Source organism: Alphaproteobacteria bacterium (genome assembly GCA_035625915.1).
Lineage (GTDB): Bacteria > Pseudomonadota > Alphaproteobacteria > JACZXZ01 > JACZXZ01 > DATDHA01.
The window spans coordinates 1-11,873 of record DASPOR010000161.1; the positions used below are offsets into that span (position 1 = coordinate 1).

Here is an 11,873-nt window from a genome sequence, read left to right on the forward strand (position 1 = left end):
TTGCGTGTTGCCGACGGACTCCTCGCGCCGGGCGAGGAGCTCGTCATCAAGACCGACGCGCTCATCGCCTCGGTCCATTTTCTGCCGGACGATCCCGCCGATCTCATTGCGCGGAAGCTCCTGCGCGTCAATCTGTCCGACCTCGCGGCCAAGGGTGCGCGCCCCATCGCTTACACACTCGCACTGATGCTTCCGGACAGCATCGATCTCGCATGGCTGGAGCGTTTCGCAGAAGGATTGAAACAAGATCAGGACGAGTTCGATTTCGTCCTCGCGGGCGGCGACACCGACCGGACTCCCGGTCCCTTGTCGCTCTCCCTGACCGCAATCGGCGCCATCCCCAAAGGTCAACGTCTTCTTCGCTCCGCCGCCAAGACAGGCGACGCCATATTCGTCTCCGGCACGATCGGCGACGGAGCACTCGGCCTCAAGGCGATCCGGGCCGAGATTGCGGATCTTTCATCCACGGACAAGGCATATCTCGCCGGCCGTTACCGGCTGCCGCAGCCGCGTTTAGCGCTTGGAGCCCGCCTTCGTGCCATCGCCCACGCCGCAATGGACATCTCCGACGGCCTTGTGGGCGATCTTCAGCATATTTGTGATGCATCGCGCCTTGGCGCTTTGATCGAAAGTGCGCGCATACCGCTTTCGCCGGCCGGGCAAGCCGTCACTTGGATGGATGCAGGCCTCATGGAGTGTGTTCTGACCGGCGGGGACGACTACGAAATTCTCTTCACCGCTGAACCAAGCCGAGAAGCATCGCTCGTGGCCCTCGGCCATGAACTCGGCGTGCCGATCACGCGTATCGGTACGATGGGCGAGGGCAAGACCGCGTGCGTGGTCGACCGCGAGGGCCGGGAATTGACATTCGCCCAAACGAGCTATCGCCATTTCTAGCGGAAACCCCTGGCCGTAGCCCCCTTTTTACCCGTTCTTTACCTTAGAAGCGGGAAAATCGTGTCCGGTCGGTCGAGCGGAGGCATAACCGTTGCCCAAATACCCTTTCGTCATAGGTTTGCTCGTAGCGCTGAGCAACTGGCCGGTTGCGTGGCCGGTGGACGCCCAGACACCGCCGTCGGCAACTTCGCACGACCCGAACGACCTCGTCGGCAACGACCCCTCCGATGCGCAGGCCGCTCTGCGCGGCGATATGCGCTACGTCTCGCTAGCCCCGATTCTCGTCTCGGTCATTCGACATAACGACGTTCGCAAGCTTGTCACGCTCATGATCACCGTTGAGCTCGAAGGGCCGGACAAACGCTCAAAAGTCGAGGACCTGATGCCTCGTCTTCGCGATGGATTTATCGGCGACCTTCAGCGCGTGTTCGGTACGGGCATTTATGACGACCGGACCGCGGATCTGCCGCTTCTGAAGAAGCGGCTCCTCGCGGTCAGCCAAAAGATCGTCGGCGCCGGCGTTGTACGAGACGTCCTCATTTTGAATGAGTTAGAGCGCGGCGTATAATCGCACTTGCGTCTCAAGCGGGTCTGACTTGCAGCCCCGTTTGCTTGAGCGGACCCCGTACTTCGAGTTATGGTGCGGCCGATGAGCCGCTTCCATTTCCTTAGATTCGACAAGAACGTCCATCTTCTCTTTTTACTTCAGGCCCTCGCGAACACCGTCACCTCCCTCGTCGTGACGACGACCGCGTTGGCGGCACAAACCATTGCCGAGGACAAGACCCTCGTCACCCTGCCATTCGCGCTTCAATTTCTTTCCATGATGGCGTCAACGACGCCCGCCTCGCTGCTGATGCGTCGAATCGGACGACGAAACGGATTTACGATCGCGACTCTGGTCCTGATGGGTGCTGGCTTGCTCGCGGCTTATTCGCTTTCGATTCGCAGCTTCCCCCTCTACTGCCTGGCCGGGGTCCTGCTCGGTAGTTTCAATGCCTTCGCGATGTATTACCGCTTCACCGCCGGCGAAGTGGCAAGCGAGGAGATGCGAAGCAAGGCAATTTCCTACGTGATGGCAGGCGGTACGGTCGCGGCGCTCTGCGGCCCGAAACTTGCGATCTGGGCGCGGGACCTGCTTGCCCCCGTGACGTTCGCGGGCAGCTTCATCGTCGTCGCCGTCATTGGCGTTCTGTCGTTCGTTGTTCTGCGTTTTGTCGAAGTGCCGGCACTCAACGCCGCGGAACGCCGCGACAGCGGGAGGCCCCTTGCGGAAATCGCGCGCCAGCCGGCGTTCATCGTAGCACTCCTCGGCGGCACGATCGGCTACTTTGCGATGAACGTCGTGATGACATCCACACCTTTAGCGATGGTTGCATGCGGCCTCTCCTTCGGCGATTCAGCCTTTGTAATTCAGTGGCATGTGCTCGGCATGTACGCCCCGGCTTTCGTCATGGGGCACTTCATTCAAAAATTCGGCGTGCTCCGAGTCATGTCCGTCGGTGTGGTTTTGATGTTCATTTGCCTTGGTATAAATCTGGCGGGCGCCTCGCTCGCGCATTTTTGGCCAGCACTGTTCCTTCTGGGCGTGGGCTGGAGTTGTCTCTTCATTGGCGCAACCACGCTTCTCGGCTATGCGTACAAGCCGGCCGAACGGGCAAAAGTCCAGGCGGTCAATGACACGTCGGTCTTTGCGCTTGTAACGATCGGGGCGTTTAGCTCCGGGGCGATCCAGAGTCATTTCGGCTGGACAGCGGTCAATCTGGCGATTCTTCCCGGCCTGGTCATCGTCGCCATCGCGATTGTCTGGCTGCGGCTTCGGCCCCGGCCGCTTGCCGCTTAGCGCCCCTTTGCCGAACCCCGCAGCCGCCGGGACCGCGCGCTCAGGGGTGGCCAACCGGGTTGCGCCGGGGCCGGCTTTCTGGCATGGTCCGCGCCGATTCCGGGCCGTCGAGGGGGTCGGCGGCGCTCACTCCTACCTTGCCCCATAAGAACCGTTGCCTTGAAAATAAAGGGTTCAAAGATATGAGCTTCGCTTTACCATTTGTCATCGTCTGCGGTGTTCTGGCATTGCTTTACGGCGTCTGGGCGAGCCGGTCTGTGCTGGCGGCAAGTGCAGGCAACGCGCGCATGCAAGAGATCGCTGGCGCGATCCAGGAAGGCGCTCGCGCTTACCTCAATCGCCAGTATGTGACGATTGCGATTGTCGGTGTCGTCGTCGGCATCATCCTCGGTGCCCTTCTTGGGATTCAAGTGGCGGTCGGCTACTTCATCGGCGCTATCCTCTCGGGTGCGGCCGGCTATGTCGGCATGAATGTCTCGGTGCGCGCGAATGTCCGCACCGCCGAGGCCGCACGCCAAGGGCTTGCGCCGGCACTTGCGCTCGCTTTCAAGTCGGGTGCGGTGACCGGACTCCTCGTGGTGGGCCTCGGCCTACTTGGCGTCGCCGGATATTACGCTGTGCTTCGCCAGTGGTTCCCCGGCGACAATGTGCGACCGATTCTCGAAGCACTCGTCGCCTTGAGTTTCGGCGCCTCGCTCATCTCGATCTTCGCGCGCCTCGGCGGCGGCATTTTTACGAAGGGTGCCGATGTCGGCGCCGACCTCGTCGGCAAGATCGAGGCTGGCATTCCCGAGGACGATCCGCGCAACCCGGCGGTGATCGCCGACAATGTGGGTGATAATGTAGGCGATTGCGCCGGCATGGCGGCCGATCTCTTCGAGACCTACGCCGTGACCACGGTTGCGACAATGCTGCTTGCCGCCATCTTCTTCGCGGGCGATCTTCAGCGGCAGATGATGAACCTTCCGCTGGTGATAGGCGGTGCGTGCATCGTCGCGTCGGTGATCGGCACCTTCTTCGTCCGGCTGGGTGCATCGGGCAGCATCATGGGGGCCCTTTATAAGGGCCTAATTGTGACCGGCGCCATTTCCGCATTGCTCATTGCCGGGATCATAAACCACATGTTCGGTTTTGGCGCGGTGCTCACCGCCGGCAGTGCCGTCTTTCCGGCGATCGATCTTTTCTATTGCGCGCTCGTCGGACTCGGCGTCACCGGTCTCCTCGTGTGGATCACGGAATACTATACCGGCACCGGCCACCGCCCGGTGACGAGCGTGGCGAACGCCTCGACGACGGGCCACGCCACGAACATCATCCAGGGTCTCGCCATATCGATGGAGGCCACGGCGCTGCCGGTCCTGGTGATCGCCGTGGGCATTATCCTCGCGAACCTGTTCGCGGGTCTTTTCGGCATCGGCATTGCCGCGACAACGATGCTGGCGCTTGCAGGCATCATCGTCGCCCTCGACGCCTATGGCCCCGTGACCGACAACGCCGGGGGCATCGCTGAAATGTCCGACCTGCCGAAAGAAGTCCGCAAGACGACCGACGCGCTCGACGCCGTCGGCAATACCACGAAGGCCGTGACGAAGGGCTATGCCATCGGTTCAGCCGGCCTCGCCGCCCTTGTCCTCTTTGCGGCCTACACCCAGGACCTGACGCACTATTTTCCGGATCTCAAGGTCGCCTTCGTGCTCCAGGACCCCTATGTCGTGATCGGCCTCTTCATCGGTGGTCTGTTGCCGTATCTCTTTGGCTCGATGGGCATGCAGGCGGTCGGACGAGCGGGCGGCCAGGTCGTCGTCGAAGTGCGCCGGCAGTTTCGCGAGATCAAAGGCATCATGGAGGGCACGGCCAAGCCGCAATATGGCGTCGCGGTCGACCTGCTGACCAAGGCCGCAATAAAGGAGATGATCCTTCCCTCCCTCCTACCGATTCTCGCCCCGATCGTCCTTTGGGTCGTCGTTCGGGCGGTCGCAGGGTGGGCTGCAGCGTTCACGGCACTCGGCGCCATGCTCCTCGGTACGATCGTCACCGGGCTCTTCGTTGCCATCTCGATGACGTCGGGAGGCGGGGCCTGGGACAATGCCAAGAAGTATATCGAAGACGGCCATCACGGCGGAAAAGGCTCGGACGCCCATAAGGCCGCCGTGACCGGCGATACCGTCGGCGATCCTTACAAGGACACAGCCGGACCGGCGGTCAACCCCATGATCAAGATCATCAACATCGTGGCAATTCTGCTCTTGGCGATCCTCGCACGCTGAGAAAGAGTTACCGGCAACTGCAAGGCCCCGGGGCGATGACGCCCTGGGGCTTTTGCTTGAGCGGCCTTTCTTTGAGTGATTTCCGATGAGGGCTTTTGTAGGGCCGCGTCCGCGTACCACACTAGCATGCCATGCCACCGCGGCGGGACCCGCGGTTCATTGCATGTTGCCCAAGCCTACTTGCGTGCGAAAGGATCGCGCGCCGAGACGCCGGTATCGGTGGTGAACTGACGGAGAATGGTGCTCCAGAGCTGGTCGAGAACGCCGAGGGACTTGCCGCGTGTCGGCGTTGTCCGGGTCACCATCTCGACATCTTTGCCGTCTTCTTCGCCATATTTGTGGACGGCCTTGACGACGTTCTTGTCGTCGAACTCAACAACGATGACCTGCTGGTTGAGGACCGTGGGATCGAAGAAGGCCCAGCGCTCGGTTTCCTTGCTGATGTAATACCAAGTGTTCTGGTCAAACGTACTGACGCTCGACGGTGTTCCGATCAAGGTTTGCACCTGATCCTTGTTGAGAGCGCCCGGCTTGACCTGGCTCAGGAGATCGGGGTCGACGACGTTACCCTGCACTTGTGGCGAGGGAGAGCACGCGACCACACCCAACGCCAGAGCCGCGGCCCCTGCCGTCACGATTGATCGGCGAATTTTTTGCACGCCCCCTCGCTGCATTTTGACGCGCCGACCCTATATTGGGCCAGTTGCAAACCCAAAAAAGCCAAGTGCTGGCCGTTCTGGATTCGGCCAAAGCATCGCATCCGGCTTGCGGGCTGTCAATAAGAAGCCGAGGCCGCTGAGCATATGCCATTGAAGTATCTAAAAAAAAGGCGGGTCGATCAAAGGGCTGCCGAAGCGCTCTATGATCAAGCCGTGATGCAATCTCGTCGCCCGGAATTTTACCTGGATCTAGGCGTGCCTGACACATTGGACGGCCGCTTCGACATGATTGCCCTTCATGTCTTTTTGGTGCTCAATCGACTCCGGAACGAAGGTCCAGCCGCAAGGAATTTGGCGCAGCGTGTCTTCGACGCAATGTTTGCGGACATGGACCGCAATCTTCGCGAAATGGGTGTTGGCGATCTCGGCGTTGGACGGCGCGTCAAGACCATGGCAAAAGCGCTCTACGGGCGAATCGACGCCTACGAAACGGGTCTCACGAGCGATGACACGGCCCTCTGCGCAGCCCTCGCGCGCAATCTATTCGGGACTGCAGCGGCTTCGCCCGAACAGCTAGATGCCTTTTGCAGCTACCTTCGCCGACAAGCCAATTCGTTGTCAAAGCAGTCTTTTTCGGATTTCTCGGCAGGCCTGATCCAGTTTGGGGATGCCCCGTCGCTCGGTGCCGATTCAAGTGCGCAGTAATCCGCCGCGAGCAACCCAGGGAATTGCCGCGCAAGATTCGGTCCGGTGCGTCCGCTTTTATGATAGGATAATGACAAGTCGCAGGTGCTGCCCCAACCCTGAGTGGCTCCCGATCGATGGCGGCGAACGTGGATAGAATCTCTTCCCCGACAACTGAATTCTCGCGCGTGGTGGCCGTTGGCCGGCTCGACGAGGATGCGATCATGGAGAGAATCGTAGCGAACGAAGCCGAACGTGCGGCACTTGCACGGCGGTTCGGCTTGGTCTCGCTCGAAGCGCTCGAGGCGGATGTGACGCTCCGCCGCGTGGGGCACGGGCCGGTCGTTCGGCTGGAGGGAAGCCTTCGCGCCAAGGTGGTGCAAAGCTGCGTTGTATCCCTCGATCCGGTCGAGAGCGAAATCGGGGAGGACTTTGTGCTGCATTTCGCCCCGGAGCGCCGGGATCGACCTCACGGCCATGTCGTCGAAGAGGACTACGACGTAGATAATGACGATCTGCCCGAACCGCTCATCGATGATCAGATCGACATAGGCGAGGCGGCTGCCCAGCAGCTCGCATTGGCCCTCGATCCCTATCCGCGGCGGACAGGTGTAACGCTTGACGAGGTTCTGGGGCCGCTGAAGGACGAGACGGCCGCCGGCGGGGCCGAGAGTCCCTTTGCCGTCCTTGCCCGGCACCCCAAGCGCAAGCCTTAGCATTGAGGGATCATCTTGCCGCGGCTGCCAATTTCCGATATTTAGGCGCACTTCCGGCCAAAATCTGGTCTTTATCGAGAGTGACATCTCATGGCTGTTCCTAAGAAAAAGACATCCAAATCGCGCCGCGACATGCGCCGCGCGCATCACGCCTTGGGCAAGGCCGCTTACGTAGAATGCGCGAACTGCGGCGAGCGCATGCGCCCGCACCATGTGTGCCCGGCATGCGGTCAATATCGCGGTCGCGAGGTGGTCGAAGTAAAGACGGCGTGAGCGAAGCCCCCGACAGTTCCGGAGGAAGAGCCCATTGACCGAGCCGTTGACGATAGCGCTTGACGCGATGGGGGGCGACAATGCTCCGCGTATCGTCGTCAAGGGGGCGGCACTGGCTCGCATCCGGCATCCGAATGTCCGTTTTCTTCTGTTCGGCGATGAAATGAAGATTCAGCCGTTGCTGAAACGCAAGCCGAAGCTAAGGAAGATTGTCTCGCTGATCCACACGGATAAAGTCGTGCCAAGCGACATGAAGCCTTCGCTTGCGCTGCGTCAAGGCCGCGGATCCAGCATGTGGGAGGCGATCAATGCGGTGAGCGACGGAAAGGCGGGGGCCGCGGTCTCCGCGGGCAACACCGGCGCACTGATGGCGATGGCGAAGTTGTCGCTCGGCACACTTCCGGGAATCGACCGGCCGGCGATCGCCGCGTTCTTCCCAACCATGCGCGGTGAGAGCGTGATGCTCGATCTTGGGGCGAATGTGGAGTGCGACGCCAACAATCTCGTCCAGTTCGCGGTGATGGGCGAGGTGTTCGCGCGCACCGTGCTGGGCACACAACAGCCGACGATTGGGCTTCTCAACGTGGGAGAGGAGCCGGTCAAGGGCCGGGACGCCGTGAAGACGGCGAGTACCATTCTACGAAACACGCGCTTACCCATAAAGTTCGAGGGGTTTGTCGAGGGGGACGACATTGCGGCGGGCACCGTGGACGTCATCGTGACCGACGGCTTCACTGGCAACATCGCACTCAAGACGGCGGAAGGCACTGCGAGGCTCCTGCGCGAATTCGTTCGGCAGGCGTTCAAAAGCTCCTTTATCGCCAAGATCGGATTTTTCCTTGCAAGAAGTGCTCTCAGGAAAATGCAGGTACGCACCGATCCGCGCCGGTACAACGGTGCGATGTTCCTCGGGCTCAATGGAATCGCGGTGAAGAGCCACGGCGGAACTGACGCTCTCGGCTTCGCGAACGCGATCGGAGTGGCGATCGACCTCGCCGCCGGGGGCTTCAACGATCGGATCAAGGAGGAGTTCGGCCGGCTGAGCGAGACGGCTGATACTAAGCCTCAGGCGGCGGCGAGCTGATGCTTTTCCATTCAAGGGTTCTCGGCTGCGGCGCATACCTGCCCGAGCGCATTGTCACGAACGAAGAACTCGCCGAACGCATCGACACTTCAAATGAATGGATCGTCGAGCGCACTGGAATCCGCGAGCGTCGCATCGCGGGCGATGGTGAGCGTACGTCCGATCTCGCGCTACATGCCGCGCGCGCCGCACTCGCGAAGGCCGGCGTTGCACCGTCCGAGGTCGATCTCGTTGTGCTGGCGACCACAACGCCTGACGATGTTTTCCCGGCGACGGCCGCGCGCGTGCAGGCAGCACTCGGATGCGAGTCGGGTGCGGCCTTCGACGTTCAGGCCGTGTGCGCGGGTTTCATTTTTGCCCTTGCCGTCGCCGATAATGCGATTCGGCTCAATCAGGCCAAGACGGCCCTCGTGGTCGGCGCCGAGACGTTCTCGCGCCTACTCGACTGGAATGATCGCGGCACATGCGTGCTCTTCGGCGATGGTGCCGGTGCGATCGTATTGCGCGGCTTTCCAGGCGCGCCAAATGCCCGTCAGCGCGGCGTGGTGTCGACCCATCTACATACAGATGGCCGTCTCTACGACATACTCTACGTGAACGGCGGCCCATCCTCGACGCAGACCGTCGGCACCGTCCGAATGCAGGGAAAAGAGGTGTTCCGACATGCCGTCGCCAAGCTCTCGGACGTGGTTCTGGAGGCGTTGAAGGCGAACGACCTTTCCCCCGCCGACATAGACTGGTTGGTCCCGCACCAGGCGAACGAGCGCATCATCGACGGCACGGTGCGCAAGCTTCGCCTTGGGAGTGAGCGGGTGATCAAGACGGTCGAACGCCACGCGAACACCTCCGCCGCGTCGGTGCCGCTCGCACTTGCCGAAGGCGTTGCCGACGGCCGCATCAAGGAGGGCCAGCTCATCTTGGTTGAAGCAATCGGCGGTGGGCTTGCCTGGGGAGCCGGTCTCGTTCGCTGGTAGTGCCGCGAGTGGTCTCGTTGGTGCCATTCGACATGAGATAATTTATCCATCCCTTTCAAATTGACCGATTTCCCCGTCCAAGGTACGGTTGGCTCAGCATTAGGAGGGGATGTCATGACGGGTAAAACGGTCACCCGCGCGGACCTTAGCGAGGCGGTTTATCAGGAAGTCGGTCTGTCACGTAATGAGTCGGCGGACCTCGTCGAGTCGGTGCTCGCTGAAATCTCGGGAGCGCTCACCCAGGGCCAGACCGTCAAGATTTCTTCCTTCGGCAGCTTTTCGGTCCGCCAGAAAGGGCAGCGGATTGGCCGCAACCCGAAGACGGGCGAGGAGGTGCCGATCCTGCCCCGCCGTGTCCTCGTATTCCGCGCTTCGCACGTGCTCAAGAACCGCATCAATGCGGCCTCGCGTGGGAGCGGCGCGCAAGCGAGCTGAAAATGCCCGACGCGCGCGATGCGTCGAACCATGATGCGGTTCGGCCTGGCGGCAAATCCGCTACGGCATTTCGGACCATTAGCGAAGTGGCAGACGAGCTCGATGTACCCCAGCACGTGCTACGGTTTTGGGAGTCGAAGTTTCCACAAGTGAAGCCGCTTAAGCGGGCCGGTGGGCGGCGCTACTATCGGCCCGAGGATGTCGTCTTGCTGCGCACGATCCGGGAGCTTCTTTATCGTCAGGGCTACACTATCAAGGGTGCCCAAAAGCTTCTTCGGGAAACGGGGGCCAGAAAAATTCCGGCCGATGGATCTGGCGAAACGCCGGGCGCCGAGCGTGGAACGAGCCGAGCGGAAGCGGATGCGAAACGGGTTGGGAATACGTCCCGTCCAATCGACCGCACGGAGCTCAAGGCCGTGCTGGATGAGCTCGTGTCCCTCCGCGCGCTGGTGCGCCAGCGCTTCGGTTGACGCGTTTATGGCATTGCATGGTGCGGCGAAGTGCGACTAGATTGCGCGCGGCGGCGTCTCTTGCCGCATTCCTAACGGGTCGGGCAGTGGCGCAGCCTGGTAGCGCACCAGACTGGGGGTCTGGGGGTCGCAGGTTCAAATCCTGTCTGCCCGACCAATTAATCCAATTACTTAGCAGTACTTCATTGGATAGCCGGTTTAGCGGGGCCACCGCCGGGGTCACAATAATCGGCGGTCCGCTTGAAGACTTGCCTCCCCTGTCGCCCAACGGCCGCTGCGGCCGGAGTTTCGACCGATGGGCGAATCCGACGTCGGGTGTTTCGACACGCGTGCGCACTCCTTGTTCAGCGCCGTTCGAACGTGCGCTTCGCCGGCCGATCGATGTGCTTGCGCAAGACCTTGATTGATTGAGAGAGGCTGTGTTCGATCCGCAAGCTCATATTCGCCGCCATCGGTCTCTCGGGTCTGGGTCAATTCCACTCGAAGCTAATGAAGTGAGGCGTGGACCGGGGACGTCCGATCGCGCCACGGCATCGCCGCCTCGAGCGCGGCACCGAGCTCGATCAAGAGGTGGTCCTCGGCCGGCCGGGCGCCCAGCTGAATGCCTATTGGAAGGCCGGTAGAATGCATGCCAAGCGGCAGCGAGATAGCCGGCTGGCCGGTGACGTTGTACGGCACCATGAATTGCTGCGAGTGCTCCTCATGGGCGAGGAACTCCGCAACGGGCAGGTCGACATTCATGTTGTACGTGCCATGCGGTGGCGCGACCTGGGCCGTGGTCGGGCTTACCCAGACGTCGTAGCGCGTGAAGAACGCGCCGATCGCGCGCCGTGCCTTGTTCATGTAAGCCCAGGCGTCGAGATACCGCGTATGCGGCATGGTCTTGGCGAATTCGTAGAAGCGTAGCGTCGCCGCCTCGACCGTGTCCGGGCCAACCGTTCGACCCGTGTGGCGCGCGTAGCCCTCGAGGCGGCGGTCGAAGGCGAAATACCAGACGCCGAGACATGCGTCGTCCATCGCCCGCAAATCGATCGGCGGTGCGGCCTCGCTCACCATGTGGCCGAGCCCGGCGAGCGTCTCGGCGGTCTTCTTCACCGTTCCCGCGACCTCGGGATCCACCGGCGCATCCATCAGCGGCGCTGCGGACCAGGCAATGCGGAGTGGCCGGCCGTTGCCTTGCACATGCGAGGTGTAGGGCTGCGGCGGGGGCTTGATGACGAAGGGGTCACCGGGCTGCGGGATCGCGAGGCAGTCGAGCATCGCGGCGGTATCGCGCATCGACTTCGTCTGCACGAAGTTCATTGCCATGCCGTAGCCCCACTCGTCATAGAGAGGGCCCGAGGAGATGCGACCGCGTGACGGCTTCAAGCCGATGCCTCCGCACCATGCGGCGGGGCCGCGGATCGATCCGCCGATATCGGAGCCGTGCGCCATCGGGACGATCCCAGCGACGACAGCGGCGGCCCCGCCGCCCGTCGAGCCGCAAGTCGAATAGCCGAGCTTCCAGGGGTTTGAGGTGTTGCCATAAAGGAGATTCTCGGAGGAGCTCGCCATGGAGAATTCGGGTGTGT

General features: G+C 61.7%; 13 protein-coding genes and 1 tRNA gene. 12 read left to right on the top strand and 2 right to left on the bottom strand.

Going from position 1 to position 11,873, the window contains the following annotated elements; genetic code table 11:
* The 4 genes from thiL to VEJ16_12435 all read left to right on the top strand — a co-directional run.
* Positions 1-897: thiamine-phosphate kinase (gene thiL / locus VEJ16_12420; protein ID HYB10468.1), on the top strand; the 897-nt coding region annotated here is incomplete at its 5' end.
* A 91-nt stretch (positions 898-988) separates the two neighbouring features.
* The gene (locus VEJ16_12425; GenBank protein HYB10469.1) at positions 989-1,465 is read left to right on the top strand and encodes a hypothetical protein; all 477 of its coding nucleotides are present in this window, start codon (positions 989-991) and stop codon (positions 1,463-1,465) included.
* 81 nt (positions 1,466-1,546) lie between these two features.
* Positions 1,547-2,740: an MFS transporter gene (locus VEJ16_12430; protein ID HYB10470.1), complete on the top strand. Its 1,194-nt coding sequence runs from the start codon at positions 1,547-1,549 to the stop codon at positions 2,738-2,740.
* Between the two features lie 182 nt (positions 2,741-2,922).
* Positions 2,923-5,007 (top strand): sodium-translocating pyrophosphatase, encoded by a 2,085-nt coding sequence (locus VEJ16_12435; protein ID HYB10471.1) that lies wholly within the window; start codon positions 2,923-2,925, stop codon positions 5,005-5,007.
* Between the two features lie 176 nt (positions 5,008-5,183).
* On the opposite strand, the gene bamE is transcribed toward VEJ16_12435, so the two are convergent.
* On the bottom strand, positions 5,184-5,666 hold the full coding sequence (gene bamE, locus VEJ16_12440) for an outer membrane protein assembly factor BamE (protein ID HYB10472.1): 483 nt from the start codon (positions 5,664-5,666) through the stop codon (positions 5,184-5,186).
* A gap of 255 nt (positions 5,667-5,921) precedes the next feature.
* Between bamE and VEJ16_12445 the strand changes: the two genes are divergently transcribed.
* From VEJ16_12445 to VEJ16_12480, 8 genes are all read left to right on the top strand, one after another.
* Positions 5,922-6,371 (top strand): ubiquinol-cytochrome C chaperone family protein, encoded by a 450-nt coding sequence (locus VEJ16_12445; GenBank protein HYB10473.1) that lies wholly within the window; start codon positions 5,922-5,924, stop codon positions 6,369-6,371.
* 203 nt (positions 6,372-6,574) lie between these two features.
* Complete coding sequence (locus VEJ16_12450) at positions 6,575-7,066, top strand: YceD family protein (protein ID HYB10474.1); 492 nt, start codon at positions 6,575-6,577, stop codon at positions 7,064-7,066.
* 90 nt (positions 7,067-7,156) lie between these two features.
* The gene (rpmF, locus tag VEJ16_12455) at positions 7,157-7,339 is read left to right on the top strand and encodes a 50S ribosomal protein L32 (GenBank protein ID HYB10475.1); all 183 of its coding nucleotides are present in this window, start codon (positions 7,157-7,159) and stop codon (positions 7,337-7,339) included.
* A gap of 34 nt (positions 7,340-7,373) precedes the next feature.
* Positions 7,374-8,423, top strand: coding sequence for a phosphate acyltransferase PlsX (gene plsX, locus VEJ16_12460; protein ID HYB10476.1), 1,050 nt, complete (start codon positions 7,374-7,376; stop codon positions 8,421-8,423).
* A complete protein-coding gene (locus VEJ16_12465) occupies positions 8,423-9,397 on the top strand; it encodes a beta-ketoacyl-ACP synthase III (protein HYB10477.1) in 975 nt (324 codons plus the stop codon). Before plsX ends, VEJ16_12465 begins: the two co-directional genes overlap by 1 nt.
* A gap of 60 nt (positions 9,398-9,457) precedes the next feature.
* Positions 9,458-9,832: an integration host factor subunit alpha gene (locus VEJ16_12470; GenBank protein ID HYB10478.1), complete on the top strand. Its 375-nt coding sequence runs from the start codon at positions 9,458-9,460 to the stop codon at positions 9,830-9,832.
* Between the two features lie 2 nt (positions 9,833-9,834).
* A complete protein-coding gene (locus VEJ16_12475; protein HYB10479.1) occupies positions 9,835-10,302 on the top strand; it encodes a MerR family transcriptional regulator in 468 nt (155 codons plus the stop codon).
* An 80-nt stretch (positions 10,303-10,382) separates the two neighbouring features.
* A tRNA-Pro gene (locus tag VEJ16_12480) sits at positions 10,383-10,459 on the top strand.
* 329 nt (positions 10,460-10,788) lie between these two features.
* Here the strand turns inward: VEJ16_12480 and VEJ16_12485 are convergent.
* Positions 10,789-11,873 (bottom strand): amidase (locus VEJ16_12485; protein ID HYB10480.1); only part of this gene is annotated, 1,085 nt, incomplete at its 5' end.